The sequence below is a fragment of the Jannaschia sp. 2305UL9-9 genome, from assembly GCF_041403465.1.
GTDB lineage: Bacteria > Pseudomonadota > Alphaproteobacteria > Rhodobacterales > Rhodobacteraceae > Jannaschia.
The window spans coordinates 1,376,644-1,399,890 of the sequence record NZ_JBGEHM010000001.1 but is presented as its reverse complement, the minus strand read 5'-3'; the positions used below and the strand labels follow the sequence as shown (position 1 = coordinate 1,399,890).

Genomic DNA, 23,247 nt, shown 5'->3' with positions numbered 1-23,247 from the left:
CGGGGCGCAAGACGGCGCCATGACACCCTTCGGTCGCCCCCTCCAAGGCATCCTGTGGATGATCGCGACGGGGCTGTGCTTCATCGCGGTCACGGCGGTCGTCAAACACGCGGGTCAGGACCTGCCTGCCGCGCAGGCCGCGTTCCTGCGCTATCTTCTCGGCCTTGTCTTCCTGATCCCGGTGGCGCGCGTGCTGCTTGCGACGCGGATTGCCCCGCGGGACCTTGCGCTGTTCGGGGCGCGCGGCTTCGTGCATTCGCTTGGCGTGATCCTGTGGTTCTACGCCATGACGCAGATTCCCATCGCGGAGGTGACCGCGATGAACTACCTCAACCCGATCTATGTCACCCTCGGCGCGGCGCTGTTCCTTGGCGAACGTCTGGCCATGCGCCGCATCCTTGCGGTCATCGCCGCATTGCTGGGCGTGGTGATCATCCTGCGACCCGGCTTTCGGGAGGTCGAGACAGGCCATCTTGCCATGCTGTTCACGGCCATCCTGTTCGGCGCGTCCTATCTTTGCGCCAAACCGCTGTCGGGCCGATATTCTGCATCGATGGTGGTTGCGATGCTGTCGATCACCGTGACCGTGGGCCTGGCCCCTTTCGCGCTGGCCGTCTGGGTCACGCCGACGCTGGCCGATCTGGGGTGGATGTTCGTCGTCGCCATCTTTGCGACCGCCGGGCATTATTCCATGACGCGGGCATTCGCGGCGGCCCCCGTGTCCGTGACGCAGCCCGTGACGTTCCTGCAGATGGTCTGGGCCGTCCTGCTGGGCTGGACCGTTTTCGACGAGCCGCCGGATGCCTGGGTCATCCTCGGGGCAGGCGTGATCATCGCCGCCGTCAGCTTCATCGCCTGGCGGGAATCGCGCCTTGCCCAGACCGAGGCCAGGGTCGCGGCACGGGGCGTGTTGCGGCAATGATCCACGCGTTAACCAATTCTTAACATTTCCCGTTGCTTCTGCCGATTCCCTGCCGCAGGACGGGGACATGTTCAGACTTTGTTCGCTCCTGCTCCTGTCACTCCTTGCCCTGCCGGTCGCGGCGCAGACGCTCTCCGGTCCGGTGCGGATCATCGATGCCGATACGATCGATATCGGGGCCGATGCCAACGTCCGCCTGTTGGGCATCGACGCCGCCGAGGGGGCGCAGACCTGTCGTGCGCGGAACGGATCGGTCGTGCCCTGCGGACGCATGGCCACCGACGCCGCCCGTGATCTGTATCAGGACAGGATGGCGACCTGCCTCGTGTCCTCGCGGGACCGCTACGGCCGCTATCTGGCGACCTGTTCCGTGGCCGGTCGCAACCTGAACGCCGACCTCGTCGACAGGGGACTGGCCCGCACCTATCGCGACGATCCGACCTATGCCGAACAGCAGAAGGCCGCGATCCTGTTCGAACGGGGGCTTTGGGCCTATGACATGCAGGACCCGGCGGCATGGCGCGCCGAACGGCGTGCCGAGCGCGCGTCGGACCGACCCGTCGCCCCCGGCGCGTGCCGGATCAAGGGCAACATCTCGGCATCCGGGCGGATCTATCACCTGCCGGGCAGTCGCCACTACGACGATACCAGCATCAATTCGGCGCGGGGCGAACGCTGGTTCTGCTCCGAAGGCGAGGCCCGCGCCGCCGGGTGGCGCGCGCCACGGGGCTGACTGCGGCTACAGGTCGTAAGGCAGGACGCCACGGTCGTCGGGGTCGATGCGCAAGGCGCGCTCCAGCGGGGGGACGGCGCGTTGGTGGCATTGCAGACGTTCGCAGATCCGGCACGATACGCCGATCGGATCGAACCCGCCACCCATGTCCAGCCCGTCGGCATAGACGATACGCTCCGCATGCCGGACCTCGCACCCGAGGGCGATCGCGTGGCGACGCGCCGGGGCCCGCCATGCCCCGCCCGAGCGCGAGACATCGCGTGCCAGACAGAAATAGCGCACACCGTCCGGCGTTTCGGCCAGTTGGCGCAGAAAGCGGCCCGGCGTCTCGAAGGCGGCGTGCACGTTCCACAGGGGACAGGCCCCGCCAAACCGCGCGAACTGCAGGCGTGTGGCCGAATGGCGCTTGGTGATCTGTCCCGCCGGATCGACCCGCACGAAAAAGAACGGCACGCCCTTTGCGCCCGGTCGCTGCAACGTAGACAGGCGATGTCCCACCTGCTCCAAGGATGCGCCGAAGCGGCGGGACAGGGCCTCCAGATCGTGGCGCGTAGCCTCGGCCGCGGCGCGGAAGGCGTCATAGGGCATCAGCGCCGCGCCCGCGAAGTAGTTCGCAAGACCCGTGCGCGCGATGGCGCGGGCGTCCGGGCTGGCAAAGCGGGCCAGATCCAGCGTCGCATCCAGCAGGTCGCCCCGCGACACCAGGGCGACCTGATGCAGCTGCTGAAAGCGGCGCGTCTCCGGGTCCGCACGTGATGACAGGGTCAGGGTGCCGGCCCGCCCGTCGAACCGGCGCAGACGGTCCGTATCCTCGAGGATGACGCGCACGTTCCGGCGGTCCCAGAACTGTGCAAGGCCGGTATCGAGGTCGGGCCACTTGGCCGCCACGCCTTCGGCGGCACGGTCCACGGCGTCGATGTAATTGTCGCAGTAGTGGAAGAAATCGCGCACTTCCTCCCACGGGCTGGGGGCGGCCATGCCGGACGATCCAAGCGCCGCATCCAGCGAGGCCAGCCGTTCGTGCCCGTCGCGGTAGGCGCGGTGCAACGTCAGGAAGGCGCGGGCCAGCGCGGGCGCATTGCCCGCCGCCAGCCGCAGATCGGCAAGGGGCACCGCGTCACCGAACACCGGATCGGCCAGCGCCTCGCGCATGTCCGACGTCAGGCGTGCCTCGTCCCCGCCGCCCAGTTCGGTCACGTCGAAGCCGAATTCCCGCGCCAGCGCCAGAACGACCGTCGTGCTGACCGGCCTGTTGTTGTTCTCCATCTGGTTCAGATAGGGCAGGGATACGCCCAGACGGGCCGCGAATTCCGTCTGCGTCAGGCCGATACGGGTGCGCACTTCGCGCAGCTTGGCCCCGGCATAGAGTTTCTGCGTCGCCATGCTGCCCTCCCTTTGCAAACCCGTTTAGCAGGGTTCGCACGGGTTTGGTCAGGCGGCAAGCATCCGGTTGCGCCGGATCGTCAGGGCGATGGCCACGACGCTTGCGATGCCCGTGGTGACCATCAGCAACTCCAACGGCAGGGCCGATGTCGCGCCGACCAGAACCCAGCCGGCAACGGCGGACAGGGCCGCGCCACCGCCGATCATCATCGCGCCGCCCAGACCGCTGGCCGTGCCGGCAAGTTCGGGGCGGACGGACAGCATGCCGGCGGTGGCGTTCGGAATGACCATGCCGTTGCCAAGGCCCACGAAGGTCATGAACCCGAAGAACACGTAGTGCGAGGTCATGCCCAGCGACGTCAGAACGACGAGCAGGGCCAGGCCGGACACCTGGCCCACGGCGCCGAACAGGATCATGCGGTCGACGCCGAGGCGTTGCGAAAAGCGGCCCGACAGAAAGTTGCCGATGAAATAGCCAAGCGCAGGCGCCCCGAAGAACAGGCCCAGCGTCGTGGGCGCCATCCCGAAGATCTGCGTCCCGACATAGGGCGCCCCTCCGAGGTACGCGAAGAAGGTGCCCGACGCGAAGGCCGAGGCGGCGCAGTATCCCCAGAACCTGCGGGAGGTCAGCAGCTTGGGGTAATCGCGCACTTGGTCCCGAAAGCTGCCGCCGGTCCGCGGGGCCGTCTCGCCAAGGTCGACCCATGTCAGGACGAACAGGAAAACGCCCGCCCCCAGCATCAGCCAGAAGTTCGCGTGCCAGCCATACATGGTTTCCAGCCATCCGCCGATGGCGGGGCCGATCATCGGAACCACGGACATGCCCATCGTGACGTAGCCCAGCATCGAGGCGGCCTTGTCCTGCGGGTAAAGGTCGCGGACGATGGCACGCGACAGGACCATGGCCACCACGACGGCGGCCTGCGCCATGCGGAAGGCCAGAAAGACCTCGACCGTCGTGGCGAAGATGCAGCCGATCGTGGCCAGCATGTAGAGGACAAGACCCGTCAGGATGACCGGCCGCCGTCCATAGCGGTCGGAGATGGGCCCGACGAACAGTTGCAGGACCGCGTTGACCAGCAGATAAAGCCCGACCGACAGCTGGATAAGGCCGTAATCGGCCGAGAAGAACTCGGCCATCGCGGGCAGGGAGGGCAGGAACACGTTCATCGACAGGGTCGATACGCCGACAAGTGCCACCAGGGTCAGGATATGCGGCGGCGCGCGACGGGACGGTGGCGGGGTGTCGGTGAGGGTGCTCATCCGCACCCGGTATATCGCTGCGGGTGATCTGTCCATTTGGTGGCGTGCACAGGCGCCTGTGCGTCAGTCGGCATGCTTAGCAGATTTGCTGATAGCCGTGTCGGAATATTCCAGGATTTGCAAATATTCCAAACAATCCTTTCCCCCTGACCCATCGCGGCGTAACCCGAGAGTGAGGACATAACCGGAGGCCGCCATGACCGATATCCTTGCCGAACTCGAAGAGCGGCGCGCCCTTGCGCGGGCCGGTGGCGGAGAACGCAGGGTCAAGGCGCAGCATGCCAAGGGCAAGCTGACCGCGCGGGAGCGGATCGACCTGTTGCTCGACGAAGGGTCGTTCGAGGAATTCGACATGTTCGTCGCGCATCGCTGCACCGATTTCGGGATGGAGCAGGATCGCCCGGCGGGCGACGGTGTGGTCACCGGCTGGGGCACCGTCAACGGGCGCCTCGTATACGTTTTCAGCCAGGATTTCACGGTGTTCGGCGGCTCCCTGTCGGAAACCCACGCGCAGAAGATCTGCAAGATTCAGGACATGGCGTTGCAGAACGGCGCGCCCGTGATCGGCCTCAACGATTCCGGCGGCGCGCGCATTCAGGAAGGCGTCGCCTCCCTCGCGGGCTATGCCGAAGTGTTCCAGCGCAATATCGACGCCAGCGGCGTGATCCCGCAGATCAGCGTCATCATGGGTCCCTGCGCGGGCGGTGCCGTCTATTCGCCGGCCATGACGGACTTCATCTTCATGGTGCGTGACAGCAGCTACATGTTCGTCACCGGCCCCGACGTGGTCAAGACGGTCACGAACGAGGTGGTGACGGCCGAGGAGTTGGGCGGGGCATCGACGCACACGAAGAAATCCGGCGTGGCCGATCTGGCCTTCGAGAACGACGTGGAGGCCTTGGCCGAGACGCGCCGCCTGATCGACTTCCTGCCGCTGTCCAACCGCGAAGTGCCACCGGTGCGCCCGTTCTTCGATGCCTCCGACCGGTTGGAGCCGAGCCTCGACACCCTGATCCCGGACAATGCCAACGCGCCCTACGACATGAAGGAACTGATCGGGAAACTGGCCGATGAGGGCGATTTCTTCGAGCTTCAGGAAGATTACGCCAAGAACATCCTGACCGGTTTCATCCGGCTGGAGGGGCGCACCGTCGGGGTGGTGGCGAACCAGCCGATGGTTCTGGCCGGGTGCCTCGATATCGACAGCAGCCGCAAGGCGGCCCGGTTCGTGCGGTTCTGCGATGCCTTCTCCATCCCGATCCTGACGTTGGTGGACGTGCCAGGTTTTCTTCCGGGGACCAGCCAGGAATACGGCGGCGTCATCAAGCATGGCGCGAAGCTGCTGTTCGCCTATGGCGAGGCGACGGTGCCCAAGGTGACCGTGATCACGCGCAAGGCCTATGGCGGCGCCTATGATGTGATGGCCTCCAAGCACCTGAAGGGCGATTTCAACTATGCCTGGCCCACCGCCGAGATCGCGGTGATGGGGGCCAAGGGGGCGACCGAGATCCTGTATCGGTCCGAACTGGGCGATCCCGACAAGATCGCCGCGCGGACGAAGGATTACGAAGACCGCTTTGCCAACCCGTTCGTCGCAGCCGAAAAGGGGTTCATCGACGAGGTGATCCAGCCCCGCTCGACCCGCAAACGGGTCGCACGGGCCTTTGCGTCGCTGCGCACCAAGCAGCAGCAGCGTCCCTGGCGCAAGCATGACACGATCCCGTTGTGAGCGAGTCCGACGGCACGGACTGGCTGCCGGATGGCCGCGGATGGTTCGTGCGCCACGCGGGCGACAGCTATGCCATCAGCCGTCGGCGTCCGGTCCGCTGGGACGTCGTTGCGCGGGCCGCGATGCCCGATGTCGGGCGGCGGCGTCTGGCGCATGCCATCCGGCAGGACATGTGGCGGATGCTGCGCGACCTGCGTGGGTTCGCCCCGGTGGTCGAGGTGACGCGCACGGAAACGGGGTGCGATGTGCGTGCGGGTGGCCGCGTCGACGGGCCGGTGCCGGCAGGCGTGTCCGGGCGAATTGCCGGGATGCTGTCGGATCCGTCCTATCGTGCGGCGTGGATGCGGTCGGCCGGCCATCGGGCCGGGCAGGGGGGCGCATGACGGGAACCCTGCGCACGACCCGTTGGTTTGCCCCGAAAGGAGCACGACATGACCAAGGACCACGGACCCAGCATCAAGGACGACGAGACCTACGAGGCGCTGCGCGAGGATGGAGCATCCAGGCAGAAGGCCGCGCGGATCGCCAATGCGCAGGCGTCGGACGCGCAGTCCCCGTCGAAGAAGGGCGGCAAGGCATCGTCCTACGAGGATTGGACCAAGGACGATCTGTATTCCCGCGCGCAGGAGCTGGACGTCGAAGGACGATCGGACATGACCAAGGACGAGCTGATCGAGGCATTGCGCAACACTTGACGGCGCGTCCGACCTGTGCGCTGCAACCGGCAGGGGCAGGGCACCGCAAGGTGCGGCATCGGTGCGACCCGACGGCGTCGGGTTGTATGGCGCCCGAGGTTTTTGGCGCGCAACCAAAGGTGTCCCCATGATGCGGGCGCTGTTTGCTGCCATCTGCCTTGCCTGTCCGGCGCAGGCCGAGGGCCTGCCATCGGGCCAGGCGGCCGTGCTGTGGCAGGTTCTGTGGGAACGGGTGGACGGCGCGGACACGCAGGCGATCCTGCGGTTCATCGCGCCCGCCGTTGCCCGCGAGGGCGGCACGATAGGCTATGACGCGGCGCGGGCGGACATGGACTGGCTGTGCACGACGCATGGCCTGCCGGTGGCGGCCCTGCCCTATGCGCGGTCCGATTCGATCGTCATCACGCTGATGGATCGCGGCGTGCCGCGCGGGGTGACCGACCCCGCAGCAAGCCAGTTTTTTGCGCTTTACCGCGTCGTGGACGGCGCCTGCGTGGCGGAAGATTTCTAATGGCCGGGTCTGACCGCATTGATCGGTTGCAGCGACCGCTCGGTCCTGCGCAGGCTGGAACCGCCGAAGCGGCGGCAGCGTTCTGTTGTTCGCAAGCGGTCAATTTCAGGAGAAAGACATGCGCAATTCGTTCAAAATGGTCGCCGTTCTCGGTGTCACCCTCGTGCTGTCGGCCTGCGGGTCGTCCGAAGAAGAGGTCGTCTTCGTGCCGACCGTCGCGCCCGAGCCGGTATCGACCAAGTACTGATGCGAGACAGCAAGCGGCGTTGCCTGTTTTGGTGGCGCCGTTTGCGAAACAATCCGCCGATTTCGTTGATTTTGATGCGACGCGGACACAAGCGGTCAAGGCAAGTGGGGCATTTGTGGGGCGCCCGTATCGCGGTCGTTCCGGTTGCGCTAAGACGGACTCAGGTCGCTGCTGTGCGATCCACATCACGGGCGGCGTGAGGGATGAACCCCTCGCGCCGCCCGTCAACGTCAGGAGACTGAAATGTCGAACGCTATCAAAGCCGTCGTCGCCCTCGCCGCTCTGTCGGTCCTGGGTGGCTGCTTCCTCTCGAATCCTCAACCGGAAGAGATCGTCATCGTCGAGCCCGCACCCGTCGTGGTCGAGCCCGTCAGCGGCAAGTACCGCTGAGTTCGGTTCAGGGCGGGGGGACACCTCCGCCCTGTCCAACCGGCATCCGCAGGTTGTTCGGCTTTTGCACCGGCATCCGCAGGATGTCCGGCCATACGACCGGCACCCGCGTGGTGGCGGCCTGAACACCCGGTCCGCACAGGGCCATTTCGCGAATTCCGACATGGGGAGGGGCCCATGCTGAAGCATCGCGGCTTTCCGGGCAGATTGCCCAGCACAGATTTTCAATTCACCATCCGGCGGGCGAACCCCAAGGGGGCCACGCCGATCACCCGGCGCGAGCGTTACCGTGACCGGCGCACGCCCGACCGGGAAGCCGACGCAGGCTTTCTGAAAGCCTTGTGGGAGCATTTCGAGGATCAGCCTTTCGAGCGCGGGAACCTCGATGCCGGTCGGCTGTCGTGGCTGTTCGGGCGCGAAGTCGTTGCCGTCGACGATCCTTTCGATCCCACGAGCTACGATGCCTTGCTGCGGGTCGACGAGGCTCAGGCCCGTGCCAACTTCCCCGAGGTCTTCGCGGAGCCCGATACCTTCGCGGACGAAGACGATTGGGACGAGGACTAGGCATGATCCCGCCGCAGCATCCCACGGATAGGCCAACTGTCGCCGATCGCCTATCGGGCGGTCGGTCGGACTTTGCGGCATGGCGTCGCGCGGGCAGGCTGAAGGTGCGCAGGGCTACGGCCCGGCGCGCATGGAACCGTACCCCTTCCCTTGCCGGGCGGCCAAGCGTCCCGTTGGATTGCGTGCTGCCCGGCGCTTTTTCAGCCGCGGACACCGGGTATGCGCCGGGCGCCATCATGCCTGCCGCCGGGTCACTCATGGCGTTGACCATAGGCGGAAAAGCACCCAAGCGGGGGGCCATGCGGATTGCCGTTGTCCCGGTGGAATCGGATCGGGCACCTCCTGCGCAGGGGTCGACAGATCGTCGGCTCCCCCCCCATACCGGAGACAATATATGTATCGCACTCTTGCACTGCCCGCGCTGGCCCTCGTCACCCTGTTGGCGGGTTGCGTCACCAATGATGACCTCGTGCGCGGCGGTGTCGGCGCTGGCCTCGGCTGCCTTGCCGGCGAAATCATCGAAGACGGCGCATGCGTCGAAGGCGCTGTCGTCGGCGGCGGTGCAGCTGTCATCGGCGGACGTCTCTGACCACAGGTCAGCGGCCACGACCGTGATTTCAGGGGCTGCCCGGTCAAGCGACCGGGCAGCCCCTTTTTCTTGCCATGAAAGACAACAGGGCCGGCACAGCACCGGATCCGAGGGGGACCCATGTTCGACAAGATCCTGATCGCCAACCGGGGTGAGATCGCCTGCCGCGTCATCAAGAGCGCGCGGAAGATGGGTATCAAGACGGTCGCCGTCTATTCGGATGCCGACCGCAATGCCCTGCACGTCAAGATGGCCGACGAGGCGGTGCACATCGGCCCGCCACAGGCCAACCAGTCCTATATCGTGATCGACAAGATCATGGACGCGATCCGGCAGACGGGCGCGCAGGCGGTGCACCCGGGCTATGGCTTCCTGTCGGAGAACCCCAAGTTTGCCGAGGCCCTGGAGGCGGCGGGCGTCGCCTTCATCGGGCCGCCCAAGGGCGCGATCGAGGCAATGGGCGACAAGATCACCTCCAAGAAGATCGCGCAGGAGGCCGGGGTCTCCACCGTGCCGGGACACATGGGCCTGATCGCCGACGCGGAGGAGGCAATCAGGATCTCGGGCGAGATCGGCTATCCGGTGATGCTCAAGGCCTCGGCTGGCGGCGGCGGCAAGGGGATGCGCATCGCTTGGAGCGAGGAGGAGGTGGCCGAAGGCTTCCAGGCCTCCAAGAACGAGGCGGCGGCCAGCTTCGGCGATGACCGGATGTTCATTGAGAAGTTCGTGACCCAGCCCCGGCACATCGAGATTCAGGTGCTGTGCGATCAGCATGGCAACGGTGTCTATCTGGGCGAACGCGAATGTTCGATCCAGCGGCGCAACCAGAAGGTCGTGGAGGAGGCGCCGTCGCCCTTCCTCGATGAGGAGACGCGCCGCGCGATGGGGGAGCAGTCGCTGGCCCTGGCCCATGCGGTCGGCTACGCCAGCGCGGGCACCGTGGAGTTCATCGTCGACGGGGACCGGAACTTCTATTTCCTCGAAATGAACACGCGGTTGCAGGTCGAGCATCCGGTGACCGAGCTGATCACCGGCGTCGACCTCGTGGAGCAGATGATCCGCGTGGCCTATGGCGAGACGTTGTCGATCAAGCAGGACGACGTAAAACTGAACGGCTGGGCGATGGAGAGCCGGCTATACGCCGAGGATCCCTATCGCGGGTTCCTGCCATCGATCGGGCGTCTGACCCGCTATCGCCCGCCGGCCGAGACCGAGGGCTATCAGCCCGGCGTCGTGCCGGATGCGCCCGTCGTGCGCAACGATACCGGCGTCTTCGAGGGCGGCGAGATCAGCATGTATTACGACCCGATGATCGCCAAGCTGTGCACCTGGGGGCCGGACCGGGCGTCGGCCATCCAAGGCATGCGCGACGCGCTCGACGGGTTCGAGGTGGAGGGGATCGGCCACAACCTGCCGTTCCTGTCGGCGGTGATGGACCATCCGAAGTTCGTGTCCGGCGACATGACCACGGCCTTCATCGCCGAGGAATTCCCCGATGGGTTCGAGGGCGTGGCCCTGCCCGAGAATGACCTGAAGCGCATCGCCGCCGCCTGCGCCGCGATGCACCGCGTGGCCGAGATCCGGCGCACGCGCGTGTCTGGCCGGATGGACAACCACGAACGCAAGGTGGGCACCGATTGGGTCGTCACCTTGGGTGGTGCGCGGTTCGAAGCCTCGATCGATGCGGACCGCGACGGCGCCGACGTGACAATCGCCGGAGAGACCCTGCGCGTGACGGGCGACTGGACCCCCGGCGATCAGCTTGCCCGCATGGGCGTCGGCGGCGAGGGCCTGGTCCTGAAGGTCGGAAAGGTAAGCGGTGGCTTCCGCATCCGGTCGCGTGGGGCGGACATGAAGGTGCATGTGCGCACGCCCCGACAGGCCGAACTGGCCAGTCTGATGCCCGAGAAACTGCCGCCCGATACCTCGAAACTGCTGCTCTGTCCGATGCCGGGTCTGATCGTTCGGGTCGACGTGGCCGTGGGCGACGAGGTGCAGGAAGGACAGGCCCTTGCCGTCGTCGAGGCGATGAAGATGGAGAACATCCTGCGCGCCGAGAAGAAGGGCATCGTGTCCAAGGTCAATGCGGCCGCGGGCGACAGCCTTGCGGTCGATGACGTGATCCTGGAATTCGAGTGACGGGGTGACGCGGGCGTTGGTCATACCGGGAATGCGCGTGTCGCACCGGGGGCGTGGGTCAGGGGCCCGCGTCCACGACACCGCTGACCGCGCCGCGGATCACTCTTCGCGCAATTCCCGCCGACGCATCGGCATCTTGTCGATGGAACGGCTCAGCTCTCGAACGGTCCAGGGCAGGGGCTTGCGCAGCTTGACCTCCCCATCCTTGCCGATCAGCACGAGCATGAAGCTGCGCGGGCGCAGCCTTGTGCGTAAGTCCGACCCCGAGTCGCGATCGGTGTCGACCACGACGATGACATCCCGTTCGACGAGGCGGTCCATTTCCTTCACGATCTCCTCCATTTGTTCGATGAAGGCGGGATCACGGGGCGAGTTTGCGAACACGACGACGGGGCGCGCGACCCATTCCAGCGCGTCGATGTCGACCTCCTCCGCCGTGAAGATGCGCGCAGGATCGGCGGCCCAGGCCTCCAACGTCGATTCGACCTCGGCGGCGGACGCGGGAAAGGTCATCAGGGCACAGCCGAGAACCATGGCCGATGCTTTGGAAACTGCGGTCGTCAGGACGTGGGCGGGACGCTGGTGCATGGAATACCGTTCTTGTTGTCTGACACTGGATATAGGGGGCAGGGGGCCAAGGGCGAAGGGTTCTGCGCGCGAATCAGGGCAATTCGCACCAAATGTCGCGCTTAACCCCATCCGAACCTGTCATGGGCGAGGGACGGTTGTCCCCGATCGCACCCGAAAGGCGGTTCCATGCCCCTGACCCATGCCCCCCCGATCACATTGCACCTTGGCGCGCATCGCACCGGAACGACAAGCCTCCAAAGCCTGTTGGAGGCCCATGCCGTCCCGTTGCAGCAGGCTGGCGTTGCTGTCTGGACGCCTGATGTCACGAGGTCAGGCATGATGACCGGGCTGTTGGGCGACCCCGGCCGACGGCCCCGTGCCCGCGACACGGTTGCCAACAGGGCCGCCGCGAAGGTGTCGATGCGCCGCGGCCTCATGGCGCAAGGCGGGGTTTCCCGCCTCGTCATCTCGGATCAGGCTGTCCTTGGGGGATTGCGGGAAAACCTGCTGCTGGGGCGGCTGTATCCGTCGGCAGGCGCGCGCCTTTCGCGGTTTGCCCAAGCGGTGCCGGGGATCGATCAGATCTGTCTCGCCATTCGCAGTCCTGATGCATGGTGGGCCAGCGCGGTGTCGCAGTTGATCATGCGCGGGTTTGCGCCACTCGACACCGGAACGCGGCTTGCGATCCTTCGGTCCCGACGGGGGTGGCGCAACGTGATCGAAGATCTGGCCAAGGCTGCGCCGCATGCCCGGATCGTCGTCTGGACCCACGAGGAATTGGCCGCGCGACCTGCCGATGCCTTTGCCCTGCTGACCGGAGAGGACGCGGAGCGCGCCGCAGGTCCGGCGACGAACGTGGCCCCCGGTCTGGCCGCCCTGCGCGCAAGGCTGGCCGACGAGGATTGCGCGGTGGAATTGCCGGGGGTGGGGGATACCTATGCCCCGTTCACCCCTGATGAGAGGGCCGCGCTGCGCGCCGCCCACGCACGGGATCTGACCTGGCTGCGCGAAGGTGCGGACGGGTTGGCGACATTCGCGACGAGACGGCCAGCAGACGCCGCCGCGCGTGACAGGAAAGGAACAGGATATGTCCGACACCGACACACCCAAAGCGCGCTGGACACAGCTGGCTGAAGCAGAGCTTCGGGGGCGGTCGCCCGACGATCTGACCTGGAACACCCTCGAAGGGATCGCGGTGCAGCCGCTCTATACGGCCGAGGATCTGGAAGGTGTCGGACACCTCGGCACCATCCCGGGTGAGGCGCCGTTTACCCGCGGTGTAAAGGCGACGATGTACGCGGGCCGCCCCTGGACCATCCGGCAGTATGCGGGCTTTTCCACAGCCGAGGAATCGAATGCCTTCTACCGCAAGGCCCTTGCCGCCGGGCAGCAGGGCGTGTCGGTCGCGTTCGACCTGGCCACCCACCGCGGCTACGACAGCGATCACCCGCGCGTGGTGGGCGATGTCGGCAAGGCGGGCGTGGCGATCGACAGCGTCGAGGACATGAAGATCCTGTTCGACGGCATCCCCCTCGACAAGGTATCGGTCAGCATGACGATGAACGGCGCGGTGATTCCGATCCTCGCCAATTTCATCGTTGCGGGCGAAGAACAGGGCGTCGACCGCGGGGCCCTGTCGGGCACGATCCAGAATGACATCCTCAAGGAGTTCATGGTCCGCAACACCTATATCTATCCGCCCGAACCTTCGATGCGGATCATCTCCAACATCATCGAATACACGGCGGCCGAGATGCCGAAGTTCAACTCCATCTCGATCTCCGGCTACCATATGCAGGAGGCGGGCGCCGACCTTGTGCAGGAGCTGGCCTTCACCCTGGCCGACGGGCGCGAATACGTGCGCGCGGCCATCGCGGCGGGCATGGACGTGGACCGCTTCGCCCCGCGCCTGTCGTTCTTCTTCGCCATCGGCATGAACATGTTCATGGAGGCGGCCAAGCTGCGCGCCGCACGCCTGCTGTGGCACCGCATCATGGCGGAGTTTGAGCCGAAGAACCCCAAGTCGTCCATGCTGCGCACCCATTGCCAGACGAGCGGCGTCAGCCTTCAGGAACAGGATCCCTACAACAACGTCGTGCGCACCGCCTATGAGGCGCTGGCCGCCGTTCTGGGGGGGACGCAGTCGTTGCACACCAATTCCTTCGACGAGGCCATCGCCCTGCCGACCGAGAACAGCGCCCGCATCGCGCGCAACACGCAGCTGATCCTGCAGGAGGAGACGGGCGTGACCAACGTGGTCGATCCATTGGCGGGGTCGTATTACGTCGAGAAGCTGACCCATGACATGGCCGAGGCCGCATGGAAGCTGATCGAGGAGGTCGAGGAGATGGGCGGCATGACCAAGGCCGTCGCCTCGGGCATGCCCAAGCTGCGGATCGAGGAATCGGCGGCGACCCGGCAGGCCAAGATCGACCGGGGGCAGGATGTCATCGTCGGCGTCAACAAGTACCGCCGCGAGACGGAGGACGCGATCGATATCCTCGACATCGACAACGACGCCGTGCGTGAAAGCCAGGTCGCGCGCCTGGCCCGCATTCGCGATGGTCGGGACGAGGCGGCCTGCACCGCAGCCCTGACCGAACTGACCCGCCGCGCGCGGGAGGGGGGCAACCTGCTGGAAGGGGCCGTCGCCGCGGCCCGTGCCCGCGCCACGGTGGGAGAGATCAGCCAAGCGATGGAAGACGTCTTCGGACGCCACCGCGCCGAGGTGAAGACCCTCGCCGGGGTCTACGGCGCCGCCTACGAGGGCGACGAGGGCTTTGCCGCGATCCAGGCGGACGTGGAAACCTTTGCCGAGGAGGAAGGCCGGCGTCCCCGGATGCTGGTCGTCAAGATGGGGCAGGACGGGCACGACCGGGGCGCCAAGGTCATCGCCACCGCCTTTGCCGACATCGGCTTCGACGTCGACGTCGGCCCCCTGTTCCAGACGCCGGAGGAAGCCGCGCAGGACGCCATCGACAACGACGTCCACGTCGTCGGCATCAGCAGCCAGGCGGCGGGGCACAAGACCCTCGCGCCCAAGCTGATCGAGGCGCTGCGCGCGGCGGACGCGGGCGAGATCATCGTGATCTGCGGCGGGGTGATTCCCGCGCAGGATTACGACACCCTCAAGGCGGCGGGGGTGGCTGCGATCTTCGGTCCGGGCACGAATATCCCCGCCGCGGCCAAGGACATCCTGTCCCTGATCCGGACCGCACGTAAGGACAGTTGATCGGAGTGGGTCGCGAGGCATTTTTTCACTTGCGACCCTTTCCTGCCTCTACTATCTCCGGCGGCACGGTTGGGATGTGGCGCAGTGGTAGCGCAACGGTTTTTGGTACCGCAGGTCGTAGGTTCGAATCCTACCATCCCAGCCAATCTTTCCCCCGAGGACATATCGAACGCACCTGCCGGGGCCGTCGGGCACGCAAGCCTGCTTCCGGTCGTGCAGACGAGTGCAGTGCATCGCACGATTGCCATCTGGTCCGACGGGGCCGAAATCTTCGCGACTCCCGACGGGACGGCGGTCAGCGTCTGTCAGGCGAATCGATAGAAGGTCTGTGCATTGCCACCGAAGACCGCGTCCCTTTCACCGGCATCCGGGAAGAACGCGCGGGCCATGTCCGACCATGTCTCGTAGTCCGCGGCCAGTGTCAGAACCGGCCAATCGCTGCCCCAGATCAGCCTGCGCGCACCGAAATTCCGGGTCAGATGGGTGACATAGGGGGCGAGATCACCGGCCGCGCAGCTGTCCCCCGCCTCGGTCAGAAGGCCGGACAGCTTGCAGTAGGCGTCGGTGTCCTGGGCGATTCGGGCGATATCCCTTGCCCAGCCGTCAAAGGCCGCATGCGCGATGTCAGGCTTGGCAGCATGATCGACGACGGTGCGCAGGTTCGGGTGCCGCCCCAGCAGGTCGTGCAGGCGTCCAAGGTGGCGCGGCAGGACAAGGGCGTCGAACGTCAGGTCGGCATCGATCATCGCCTCGAAGACGGCGGTCAGGTCGGGCTGCAGCATCCAGTCGTCGTCGGCGATATCCTGAATCATCGGGCGCAGGCCGACCAGCTTGGGGTGTTGGGACAGACGTTCGATGTCGTCCATGACATCGGCCGAGGTGAAATCCACCCAGCCGACGACGCCCCGAACGAAGGGCGTAGCGTCGGCAATTTTAAGCACGAAGTCCGTTTCCGCCACCGTCGGCGCCGCCTGCACAAGGATCGTCGCATCAATTCCGCATGTCGCGAGGTGCGGGGCAAGGTCGTCCGGCATGAAATCCCTGTACAGCGGCTTCAGGTCAGGGCCGAGCCAACCGTAATCGCCGCGCGCGATCTGCCAGAAATGCTGATGCGCATCGACGATCATGTGCCGATGACCCCCTTCTTCAGGATGATGTTGCCGTACAGCCGGGTTTCCCCGGTCTGGATGACCGCAAAGGCCGATTTCGCCCTTTCGTAGAACGCGAACCGTTCAAGGCCCCGAAGGGTCACCGGATTGTCCGCGGTGGCGGTCGTGATCGCCTGAAAATGGGTGACCACGGGCGGCACCGCGTCCGGGTCTCCGACGACCTCCATCACCGTGGCAGGATCGGGAACGAAGGCGTCCAGCGGCAGAATGGTCAGCACGGCCTCCAGAACATTGGTCGCGGACAGCCCGTCGAGGCGGTAGCACCGCTGCCCAAGCGCGGTTGCCGGAAAGTTGGCATCCGCGATCACGAGATCATCGCCATGCCCCATCGCGCGCAGGGCCCACAGGATATCGGGGGACAGGATCGGGGGAATGTTACGCAGCATCGGGCGCCTCTTGCGGGGTGGGGGCATCGGGGCGGATCAACCCCCCTGATTTCAGGTCAGACCACAGGCCGTCCGGCACCGGGGTTTCAAATATCCTGACATTCTGGCGAACCTCGTCCGGGTTCGACGCGCCAGGGATCACGGTTTTGACCGACGGGTGGCCCAGAGGGAATTGCAGGGCCGCCGCAATCAGGGGGGTGTCATGCGCGCGGCAGATCTCCTCCAGCTGGCGCACACGGGTCAGCACGTCGTCCGGTGCCGGGGCATAATCGTAGCGCGCGCCGGCGACGGGCCCCGTGGCAAGGATGCCGGAATTGTAGGGACCGCCGAGTATGATGCCCACATCGCGCCTTTCGCACAAAGGCAGGAACGTCTCCAACGGGTCCTGCTCCAGCAGGGTATAGCGCCCCGCAAGGAGGAAGCCGTCGAAATCCGCCTCGCCCAGCAGACGCTCGCAAATCTGCCAGGTGTTCACGCCTGCACCGATTGCCGCGATCCGGCCGCCCTCTCGCAGGTCCGACAGGGCGCGGTAGCCCCCTTCGGAGAACAGCTGTCGCATGTTGTTGTCTTCGAACGCCTGCCCGGCGGTGCCCGCGTCGAGGTCATGCAGGAACAGCATGTCGATCCTGTCCGACCCCAGCCGTTCGATGCTGTCGCCAAAACTGCGCATGATGCCGTCGTAGGTGAAATCGAACACGATGCGTTTCTGCGGAACGTCCACGAAGGCTTCGGGCGTGACATCCTCGGGGGCGCAATCCTCCAGCACGCGCCCGACCTTCGTGGACAGGACGAGGCTGTCACCATCAAAGCGGTCGAGCGCCTTGGCGAAACGCATCTCCGACAGGCCGAGGCCATATTGCGGGGCCGTGTCGAAATAGCGGACGCCCGCGTCCCATGCGGCGTCGAGGGTTGCCTGCGCCGCTTCCTCTTCGATCTTGCGATACAGGTTTCCAAGCGGCGCGCCGCCAAACCCCAACTGCGACAGCATCACGGGGGTTTGCGTGCGCTGGTTCAGCGCGGTCCTTGTCGCAAGTCTCATCGCGTCTCTTTCTTAGGTTGAACGGAAGAATTCCGGGTGTTGGCGCTCCAACGGTTTGATCCGCCGGATCAACTGTCGCAGGTGCGTGACCATCGCGCGGCGGGCGGCTTCGACATCCTGATCTGCGAGTGCCTTGTGAATGGCCTTGTGTTCCTCGACGGTCTGCGCGGGCCGGTCCGGTTCCGGCAGCATCAGCTTGCGCGCACGCAGCAGTTGCAGCGTCATCTCCTCCGTAACCTGCGTCACTTTCGGAAAGCCCGTTGCGCCCAGAATGATCTGGTGAAACTCCAGATCCGCTTCGAAGAAGCCGGCCATGTCCTCATCCTCGACCAGCAGACCCTGAAGGCGCAGGTTCCGGGTCAGCCGCGTCATCTGATCATCGGTACGGTTGCGCGCGACCATTTCGATTGCCGCGACCTCGACCGCCTCGCGCAGGAAACTCTCCTCCAGCAGCTCCACCATGGAAAGCTGCGACACCCGCGTCGCGGATTGGGGGATGATGTCGACAAGGCCGTCGGACGACAGCCGTCCCAACGCCTCGGCCACGGGCGAGCGCGAAACGCCAAGCTGATCGCAAAGCGCACCCTTGCGCAGGATTTCACCCGGCTTCAGCGACATGTCCAGAATGGCCCGGCGCAGCGTCGTATAGACGCGCTGTCCCAGCGGGCCATCAAGTTCGCCGATCTCGATACTCGGTTCAGGCATGCAGGTTCTTCGCTCCCTCAACTGACATGTTAGTTGACACATGCGTCATGTCAAGCTAGCCATCATCGTAGCCAGAACACGGCGTGACGACCACAGGATTGACCTCAGATGCCCGACGCAGCCCGCCTGATCACCCTTCATCCGCAGGACAATATCGCCATCGCCCTTGCCGACATTGCCGCGGGTGAGGCGATCGATGGCGGTCTGGCGGCGACGCGGGAACCGATCAAGCGCGGCCACAAGGTTGCCACCAGGGCAATTGCGGCGGGCGAGAACGTCATCCGCTATGGTCAGATCATCGGGCAGGCGACGCATGACATCGCGCTGGGCGATCACATCCACGGCCACAACCTTGGCATGGGGGCGCATGCACAGGACTATGCCCATGCCAGCGAGGCGCACGCCCTGCCGCCCAGCGCCGCCGAGCGCACCTTCGATGGGTATCACCGGGCCGACGGGCGTGTGGGCACGCGCAACTACCTGGGCATTCTGACGTCGGTCAATTGTTCGGGGTCGGTCGCGAAATTCATCGCGGAGGCCGCGGAGAAGTCCGGCCTTCTGGACGGTTTTCCGAACATCGATGGCATCGTGCCGATCACGCACGGCACCGGCTGTGGCATGGCGAGTGACAACGAAGGCTATGCGACCCTGTTCCGCACCCTGTCCGGCTACGCGCAGCACCCCAATTTTGGCGGGATCCTTCTGATCGGCCTCGGCTGCGAGGTCATGCAGATCGCGGACCTTGTCGGCGGGCGGGAAATCCGGGCGGATGGCGCGCTGCGCTACATGACGATCCAGCAGACGGGCGGCACGCGTCGCACAATCGAAAAGGGCCTTGCCGAATTGCGCAGCATGGCGGCGCTGGCCAACACGGCCACCCGCAAGCCGGCCCCCGTGTCCGAACTGATGCTGGGGATGCAGTGCGGCGGTTCGGACGGGTATTCCGGCATCACGGCCAACCCGGCGCTGGGCGTGGCATCCGACATGCTGGTGCAGCACGGGGCGACGACGATCCTGTCCGAGACGTCCGAGATCTATGGCGCCGAGCACCTGCTGACCCGTCGCGCCGTTTCGGTCGAGGTCGGTGAAAAGCTGATCGAGCGCGTCCGCTGGTGGGAGGATTACACCGCCCGCAACAAGGGCGAGATGGACAACAACCCGAGCCCCGGAAACAAGCGCGGCGGCCTGACCACGATCCTCGAGAAATCCCTCGGGGCGGTCGCCAAGAGCGGCAGCGCACCGCTGACGGATGTCTATCTGTTCGGCGAAAGAATCGACAAGTCGGGCTTGGTCTTCATGGACAGCCCGGGCTTCGACCCCTGTTCCGTCACGGGCCAGATCGCTTCGGGTGCGAACCTGATCGTGTTCACGACGGGCAGGGGGTCCGTGTCGGGATACATGCCGACCCCTTGCGTCAAGATCGCGACGAACTCCGAAATGTATGCCCGCATGTCCGAGGATATGGATATCAACTGCGGTGACATCGTCACCGACGGCGTCACCCTTCAGCAGAAGGGGGCCGAGATCTTCGAGATGTTCATCCGCATTGCCTCCGGCGAGCAGACCAAGAGTGAGCAACTGGGCTTTGGCGGCGTGGAATTCGTGCCATGGCAAATCGGCGCCGTGATGTGAGCACGGAAGAATGGAACAGACGATGACCCTCAAGAACAAGACGATCCTGATCACCGCAGCCGGGCAGGGTATCGGCGCGGCCAGCGCGCGGGCCTGCGCCGCGGCGGGGGCACGGGTCATCGCGACGGACCTGAATGGCGTTCTGCTGGCGGGCCTGAATGACGTCGACGGGATCGAAACCCATGTGCTGGATGTCACCGATGGCGCGGCGATCACCGATCTGGCCGCCGCGCTTCCGGATCTGGACGGGTTGTTCAACTGTGCGGGCGTCGTTCATCACGGATCCATCCTCGATCTGGATGACGCGGCGTGGGATTTCTCGGTCGACCTCAACATCACGTCGATGGTGCGGATGTGCCGCGCCTTCGTGCCCGGCTTGCTGCGCCGCGCGGAAAGCGAAGGCAGTGCGTCGATCCTGAACATGGCGTCGATGGCCTCCTCGGAGAAAGGGTTCGTCAACCGGACGGCCTATGGCGCGACCAAGGCTGCCGTGATCGGATTGACCAAGGCCATCGCCGCCGACTTCGTGGCCCGGAACCTGCGGTGCAATGCGCTGTGCCCCGGAACGGTGGATACCCCCGCCCTGCGGGGCCGCATCGCGGCCGCACCGGACCCGGTGCAGGCCGAGAGGGATTTCATCGCACGCCAACCGATGGGACGGTTGGCCGTTGTCGACGACATGACACCGACCGTCGTTCACCTGCTGTCGGACGGCAGTCAATTCATGACCGGTCAAGCGGTCCTCGTCGACGGTGGTTGCACGATCTAGCTTCGGCGACCGGCTTGGGAGGGCCGCGAACATGACAAATCTGGTGGAGATGAGGGGGATCGAAAAGCGCTTTCCGGGTGTCCATGCCCTGAAGGCGGTGCAGTTCGACCTGCGGCCCGGTGAAGTGCATGCCCTGATGGGCGAGAACGGTGCGGGCAAGTCCACCCTGATGAAGATCATGTCCGGCATCTACCCGCGCGACGGGGGCGAGATGCTGGTGGACGGACGCCCCGTGACGCCTGACGGTCCGCGTGCGGCGCAGGAACTCGGCATCGGCATCATTCATCAGGAACTCAGCCTGATGAACGACCTGACCGCGGCGCAGAACGTCCTGATCGGGCGCGAGCCGCGGCGCAGTTTCGGTCGCCTCGACGAGGCGGCGCTGAACGCCAAGACGGCCGAGATCTTTGCCTCGCTCAACCTCAAGATGGATCCGCGCACGCAGGTGAGCACACAGACCATTGCACGCCAGCAACTGATCGAGATCGCCAAGGCGCTGTCCTACAAGCCGCGCGTCCTGATCATGGACGAGCCGACCGCCGCGCTGAACGACGCCGAGATAAACGAGCTGTTCAAGGTCATCGAGATGCTGAAGGCGGACGGTGTCGGCATCGTCTACATCAGTCACCGCATGGACGAGATCAAGCGCATCGCCGACCGCGTCACCATCCTGCGCGATGGGGCATACATCGATACCGTGCAGGCCGCCGACACGCCGCTGTCGAAGATCATCCAGCTGATGGTGGGCCGCGAGGTCACGCAGAGCGCCCCCGTTATCCCGGACAGCACGGCAAGTCCCGTCGCGCTGGAGGTGCGCAACCTGTCCCGCGGCCACGAGGTTCGCGACGTCAGCTTCGACCTGCGCAAGGGCGAGATCCTCGGTTTTGCGGGCCTGATGGGTGCCGGCCGCACGGAGGTGGCGCGCATCATCTTCGGGGCCGATCCCCGCGACGACGGCGAGATCCTGATCGATGGCCAACCTGTCGACATCCGCAGCCCCAACGCGGCGGTGCAGGCGGGCATCGGATACCTGTCCGAAGATCGCAAGCATTTCGGCCTGGCCGTGGACATGACCGTCCGCGCCAATATCGCCATGGCCGACCTTGGTCGGTTCACCGGCCCGATGGGCGTGCTGAACGAAGCCGCCATGGAAGACACCGCCAAGGATTACATCCAGCGGCTGGGCATTCGGACACCGTCCGACATGCAGGACGTGCGCCTTTTGTCGGGGGGCAATCAGCAGAAGGTCGTGATCGCCAAATGGCTGCTGCGGGATTGCGACATCCTGATCTTCGACGAACCCACGCGCGGCATCGATATCGGCGCGAAGTCGGAAATCTATGCCCTGCTCGAGGATCTGGCTGCACAAGGGCGGGCGATCATCGTGATCTCGTCCGAACTGCCGGAGGTCATGCGCCTGAGCCACCGCATCGCGGTCATGTGCGAGGGGCGGCTGACCGGCATCCTGCCCGGCGGGGCGGCGACCACACAGGAACACATCATGGAATTGGCCACACGGCGCGGCAGCGCCCTGGTCGATGCGGAGGGACAGCAATGACAACCACAACCCAAGACGCGCCCGCCTCGCCGCTTGCACGGATCATAGCGGCCGGCACACATCAGCGCGTTCTGGCCTTCGCCAGCCTTATCGTCCTGCTTATCGGGTTCTCGATCGCTTCGCCGAACTTCATGCAGACGTCCAACATGATCGCGATCCTGCAGGCGACATCGGTGAACGGTGTCCTCGCCATTGCCGTGACACTGGTCATCATCACCGGCGGCATCGACCTGTCCGTCGGCACGATGATGACCTTCTGCGCGGTCATCACGGGCGTGGTCCTGACCTACATGGGAATGCCCCTGATGCTGGGCGTCGTGGCGGCCGTCCTGACGGGTGCGTTCTGCGGGGCCTGTTCCGGCACCTTCGTCGCAAAGATGGCCATCCCGCCGTTCATCGCGACCCTTGGCATGATGCTGATTCTCAAGGGGCTCAGCCTCGTCATCTCCGGCACGCGCCCGATCTACTTCAACGATACGCCGGGGTTCAGCGAAATCTCGCGCGGATCGCTGATCGGAGAGGTGCTGCCGTCATTGCCGATCCCGAACGGCGTGCTGATCCTGTTCATCGTCGCGGCCGTCGCCGCCTATATCCTGAACCGCACGGTGCTTGGCCGCTACTGCTTCGCGCTCGGTTCGAACGAGGAATCGGTGCGCCTGTCCGGCGTGAACACCGACCGCTGGAAGATCGTCATCTACGCGTTGTCGGGGGCGATCGTGGGAATTGCGGGCCTGTTGATCGCATCGCGCCTGAATTCTGCGCAACCGGCGCTGGGCCTCGGATACGAGCTGGAGGCGATCGCGGCGGTCGTCATCGGCGGAACGTCCCTGTCCGGTGGCCGTGGATCGATCCTCGGATCGCTGATCGGGGCCCTCATCATGGCTGTTCTCACCAACGGGCTGCGCGTGCTGTCCGTGGCGCAGGAATGGCAGACCGTCGTCACTGGCGCGATCATCATCCTGGCGGTCTACGCCGACATGATGCGCCGCAACAAGACCAGCTGACCAACACATCCCGGAGGG

The 23,247-nt window shown here is 65.5% G+C and carries 24 protein-coding genes and 1 tRNA gene; 18 read left to right on the top strand and 7 right to left on the bottom strand.

Going from position 1 to position 23,247, the window contains the following annotated elements; all coding sequences use genetic code 11:
- The first annotated feature begins 19 nt into the window (after positions 1 to 19).
- Positions 20 to 922, top strand: a complete 903-nt coding sequence (locus V6N07_RS06860) for a DMT family transporter (protein WP_371155032.1) — start codon at positions 20 to 22, stop codon at positions 920 to 922.
- Between the two features lie 67 nt (positions 923 to 989).
- Positions 990 to 1,655 carry a thermonuclease family protein gene (locus V6N07_RS06855; RefSeq protein WP_371155030.1) on the top strand — a complete coding sequence of 222 codons (666 nt, stop codon included), beginning with the start codon at positions 990 to 992 and terminating at the stop codon, positions 1,653 to 1,655.
- Positions 1,656 to 1,661: 6 nt separating this feature from the next.
- On the opposite strand, the gene V6N07_RS06850 is transcribed toward V6N07_RS06855, so the two are convergent.
- Entirely contained in the window at positions 1,662 to 3,038 is a 1,377-nt protein-coding gene (locus tag V6N07_RS06850; protein ID WP_371155028.1) for a short-chain fatty acyl-CoA regulator family protein, read from the bottom strand.
- 48 nt (positions 3,039 to 3,086) lie between these two features.
- Complete coding sequence (locus V6N07_RS06845) at positions 3,087 to 4,301, bottom strand: multidrug effflux MFS transporter (protein ID WP_371155027.1); 1,215 nt, start codon at positions 4,299 to 4,301, stop codon at positions 3,087 to 3,089.
- Positions 4,302 to 4,497: 196 nt separating this feature from the next.
- Here V6N07_RS06845 and V6N07_RS06840 point away from each other — a divergent pair, with 196 nt between their 5' ends.
- The 9 genes from V6N07_RS06840 (at position 4,498) to V6N07_RS06800 (ending at position 11,165) form a co-directional block, all read left to right on the top strand.
- Positions 4,498 to 6,030 carry an acyl-CoA carboxylase subunit beta gene (locus V6N07_RS06840; RefSeq protein WP_371155026.1) on the top strand — a complete coding sequence of 511 codons (1,533 nt, stop codon included), beginning with the start codon at positions 4,498 to 4,500 and terminating at the stop codon, positions 6,028 to 6,030.
- Positions 6,027 to 6,413, top strand: coding sequence for a hypothetical protein (locus tag V6N07_RS06835; protein ID WP_371155024.1), 387 nt, complete (start codon positions 6,027 to 6,029; stop codon positions 6,411 to 6,413). The genes V6N07_RS06840 and V6N07_RS06835 overlap by 4 nt, the downstream gene beginning before the upstream one ends.
- Positions 6,414 to 6,461: 48 nt before the next feature.
- Entirely contained in the window at positions 6,462 to 6,725 is a 264-nt protein-coding gene (locus tag V6N07_RS06830) for a Rho termination factor N-terminal domain-containing protein (protein WP_371155022.1), read from the top strand.
- 127 nt (positions 6,726 to 6,852) lie between these two features.
- A complete protein-coding gene (locus tag V6N07_RS06825; protein ID WP_371155020.1) occupies positions 6,853 to 7,236 on the top strand; it encodes a DUF6497 family protein in 384 nt (127 codons plus the stop codon).
- 118 nt (positions 7,237 to 7,354) lie between these two features.
- Entirely contained in the window at positions 7,355 to 7,483 is a 129-nt protein-coding gene (locus V6N07_RS06820) for a hypothetical protein (RefSeq protein ID WP_371155019.1), read from the top strand.
- A 243-nt stretch (positions 7,484 to 7,726) separates the two neighbouring features.
- Positions 7,727 to 7,873 (top strand): hypothetical protein, encoded by a 147-nt coding sequence (locus V6N07_RS06815; RefSeq protein WP_371155018.1) that lies wholly within the window; start codon positions 7,727 to 7,729, stop codon positions 7,871 to 7,873.
- 177 nt (positions 7,874 to 8,050) lie between these two features.
- A complete protein-coding gene (locus V6N07_RS06810; protein WP_371155017.1) occupies positions 8,051 to 8,437 on the top strand; it encodes a hypothetical protein in 387 nt (128 codons plus the stop codon).
- A 394-nt stretch (positions 8,438 to 8,831) separates the two neighbouring features.
- Positions 8,832 to 9,026, top strand: a complete 195-nt coding sequence (locus V6N07_RS06805; protein WP_371155015.1) for a hypothetical protein — start codon at positions 8,832 to 8,834, stop codon at positions 9,024 to 9,026.
- A gap of 120 nt (positions 9,027 to 9,146) precedes the next feature.
- A complete protein-coding gene (locus tag V6N07_RS06800) occupies positions 9,147 to 11,165 on the top strand; it encodes an acetyl-CoA carboxylase biotin carboxylase subunit (RefSeq protein ID WP_371155013.1) in 2,019 nt (672 codons plus the stop codon).
- 99 nt (positions 11,166 to 11,264) lie between these two features.
- On the opposite strand, the gene V6N07_RS06795 is transcribed toward V6N07_RS06800, so the two are convergent.
- Entirely contained in the window at positions 11,265 to 11,753 is a 489-nt protein-coding gene (locus tag V6N07_RS06795) for a DUF4174 domain-containing protein (RefSeq protein WP_371155012.1), read from the bottom strand.
- A gap of 168 nt (positions 11,754 to 11,921) precedes the next feature.
- On the opposite strand from V6N07_RS06795, the gene V6N07_RS06790 reads away from it, so the two are divergent.
- From V6N07_RS06790 to V6N07_RS06780, 3 genes are all read left to right on the top strand, one after another.
- Positions 11,922 to 12,869: a hypothetical protein gene (locus V6N07_RS06790; RefSeq protein WP_371155011.1), complete on the top strand. Its 948-nt coding sequence runs from the start codon at positions 11,922 to 11,924 to the stop codon at positions 12,867 to 12,869.
- Positions 12,823 to 14,967, top strand: coding sequence for a methylmalonyl-CoA mutase (gene scpA, locus V6N07_RS06785; protein ID WP_371155010.1), 2,145 nt, complete (start codon positions 12,823 to 12,825; stop codon positions 14,965 to 14,967). The genes V6N07_RS06790 and scpA overlap by 47 nt, the downstream gene beginning before the upstream one ends.
- A gap of 70 nt (positions 14,968 to 15,037) precedes the next feature.
- Positions 15,038 to 15,112, top strand: a tRNA-Gln gene (locus tag V6N07_RS06780).
- A gap of 160 nt (positions 15,113 to 15,272) precedes the next feature.
- Here the strand turns inward: V6N07_RS06780 and V6N07_RS06775 are convergent.
- Genes V6N07_RS06775 through V6N07_RS06760 form a run of 4 tightly spaced genes read right to left on the bottom strand, consistent with a single transcriptional unit; the run spans position 15,273 to position 18,266 of the window.
- Complete coding sequence (locus V6N07_RS06775) at positions 15,273 to 16,094, bottom strand: amidohydrolase (RefSeq protein WP_371155009.1); 822 nt, start codon at positions 16,092 to 16,094, stop codon at positions 15,273 to 15,275.
- Positions 16,091 to 16,522, bottom strand: coding sequence for an RbsD/FucU family protein (locus V6N07_RS06770; RefSeq protein ID WP_371155008.1), 432 nt, complete (start codon positions 16,520 to 16,522; stop codon positions 16,091 to 16,093). The genes V6N07_RS06775 and V6N07_RS06770 overlap by 4 nt, the downstream gene beginning before the upstream one ends.
- On the bottom strand, positions 16,512 to 17,561 hold the full coding sequence (locus V6N07_RS06765; RefSeq protein WP_371155007.1) for an aldo/keto reductase: 1,050 nt from the start codon (positions 17,559 to 17,561) through the stop codon (positions 16,512 to 16,514). Before V6N07_RS06765 ends, V6N07_RS06770 begins: the two co-directional genes overlap by 11 nt.
- 12 nt (positions 17,562 to 17,573) lie before the next feature.
- Positions 17,574 to 18,266 (bottom strand): GntR family transcriptional regulator, encoded by a 693-nt coding sequence (locus V6N07_RS06760; protein WP_371155005.1) that lies wholly within the window; start codon positions 18,264 to 18,266, stop codon positions 17,574 to 17,576.
- 108 nt (positions 18,267 to 18,374) lie between these two features.
- Between V6N07_RS06760 and V6N07_RS06755 the strand changes: the two genes are divergently transcribed.
- The 4 genes from V6N07_RS06755 to V6N07_RS06740 are packed head-to-tail and all read left to right on the top strand — an operon-like array spanning position 18,375 to position 23,229.
- Positions 18,375 to 19,898: a UxaA family hydrolase gene (locus V6N07_RS06755; RefSeq protein WP_371155004.1), complete on the top strand. Its 1,524-nt coding sequence runs from the start codon at positions 18,375 to 18,377 to the stop codon at positions 19,896 to 19,898.
- Between the two features lie 10 nt (positions 19,899 to 19,908).
- Positions 19,909 to 20,667, top strand: coding sequence for an SDR family oxidoreductase (locus V6N07_RS06750; protein ID WP_371155003.1), 759 nt, complete (start codon positions 19,909 to 19,911; stop codon positions 20,665 to 20,667).
- Positions 20,668 to 20,698: 31 nt separating this feature from the next.
- Positions 20,699 to 22,225 carry a sugar ABC transporter ATP-binding protein gene (locus tag V6N07_RS06745; protein WP_371155001.1) on the top strand — a complete coding sequence of 509 codons (1,527 nt, stop codon included), beginning with the start codon at positions 20,699 to 20,701 and terminating at the stop codon, positions 22,223 to 22,225.
- Entirely contained in the window at positions 22,222 to 23,229 is a 1,008-nt protein-coding gene (locus V6N07_RS06740; RefSeq protein WP_371155000.1) for an ABC transporter permease, read from the top strand. Before V6N07_RS06745 ends, V6N07_RS06740 begins: the two co-directional genes overlap by 4 nt.
- Positions 23,230 to 23,247 lie beyond the last annotated feature (18 nt).

Bases quoted from the DNA above. Each gene is read 5' to 3' on its own strand.
- V6N07_RS06860 (WP_371155032.1), top strand. From the start codon at position 20: ATGACACCCTTCGGTCGCCCCCTCCAAGGCATCCTGTGGATGATCGCG.
- V6N07_RS06855 (WP_371155030.1), top strand. From the start codon at position 990: ATGTTCAGACTTTGTTCGCTCCTGCTCCTGTCACTCCTTGCCCTGCCG.
- V6N07_RS06850 (WP_371155028.1), bottom strand. From the start codon at position 3,038: ATGGCGACGCAGAAACTCTATGCCGGGGCCAAGCTGCGCGAAGTGCGC.
- V6N07_RS06845 (WP_371155027.1), bottom strand. From the start codon at position 4,301: ATGAGCACCCTCACCGACACCCCGCCACCGTCCCGTCGCGCGCCGCCG.
- V6N07_RS06840 (WP_371155026.1), top strand. From the start codon at position 4,498: ATGACCGATATCCTTGCCGAACTCGAAGAGCGGCGCGCCCTTGCGCGG.
- V6N07_RS06830 (WP_371155022.1), top strand. From the start codon at position 6,462: ATGACCAAGGACCACGGACCCAGCATCAAGGACGACGAGACCTACGAG.
- V6N07_RS06825 (WP_371155020.1), top strand. From the start codon at position 6,853: ATGATGCGGGCGCTGTTTGCTGCCATCTGCCTTGCCTGTCCGGCGCAG.
- V6N07_RS06820 (WP_371155019.1), top strand. From the start codon at position 7,355: ATGCGCAATTCGTTCAAAATGGTCGCCGTTCTCGGTGTCACCCTCGTG.
- V6N07_RS06815 (WP_371155018.1), top strand. From the start codon at position 7,727: ATGTCGAACGCTATCAAAGCCGTCGTCGCCCTCGCCGCTCTGTCGGTC.
- V6N07_RS06810 (WP_371155017.1), top strand. From the start codon at position 8,051: ATGCTGAAGCATCGCGGCTTTCCGGGCAGATTGCCCAGCACAGATTTT.
- V6N07_RS06805 (WP_371155015.1), top strand. From the start codon at position 8,832: ATGTATCGCACTCTTGCACTGCCCGCGCTGGCCCTCGTCACCCTGTTG.
- V6N07_RS06800 (WP_371155013.1), top strand. From the start codon at position 9,147: ATGTTCGACAAGATCCTGATCGCCAACCGGGGTGAGATCGCCTGCCGC.
- V6N07_RS06795 (WP_371155012.1), bottom strand. From the start codon at position 11,753: ATGCACCAGCGTCCCGCCCACGTCCTGACGACCGCAGTTTCCAAAGCA.
- V6N07_RS06790 (WP_371155011.1), top strand. From the start codon at position 11,922: ATGCCCCTGACCCATGCCCCCCCGATCACATTGCACCTTGGCGCGCAT.
- scpA (WP_371155010.1), top strand. From the start codon at position 12,823: ATGTCCGACACCGACACACCCAAAGCGCGCTGGACACAGCTGGCTGAA.
- V6N07_RS06775 (WP_371155009.1), bottom strand. From the start codon at position 16,094: ATGATCGTCGATGCGCATCAGCATTTCTGGCAGATCGCGCGCGGCGAT.
- V6N07_RS06770 (WP_371155008.1), bottom strand. From the start codon at position 16,522: ATGCTGCGTAACATTCCCCCGATCCTGTCCCCCGATATCCTGTGGGCC.
- V6N07_RS06765 (WP_371155007.1), bottom strand. From the start codon at position 17,561: ATGAGACTTGCGACAAGGACCGCGCTGAACCAGCGCACGCAAACCCCC.
- V6N07_RS06760 (WP_371155005.1), bottom strand. From the start codon at position 18,266: ATGCCTGAACCGAGTATCGAGATCGGCGAACTTGATGGCCCGCTGGGA.
- V6N07_RS06755 (WP_371155004.1), top strand. From the start codon at position 18,375: ATGCCCGACGCAGCCCGCCTGATCACCCTTCATCCGCAGGACAATATC.
- V6N07_RS06750 (WP_371155003.1), top strand. From the start codon at position 19,909: ATGGAACAGACGATGACCCTCAAGAACAAGACGATCCTGATCACCGCA.
- V6N07_RS06745 (WP_371155001.1), top strand. From the start codon at position 20,699: ATGACAAATCTGGTGGAGATGAGGGGGATCGAAAAGCGCTTTCCGGGT.
- V6N07_RS06740 (WP_371155000.1), top strand. From the start codon at position 22,222: ATGACAACCACAACCCAAGACGCGCCCGCCTCGCCGCTTGCACGGATC.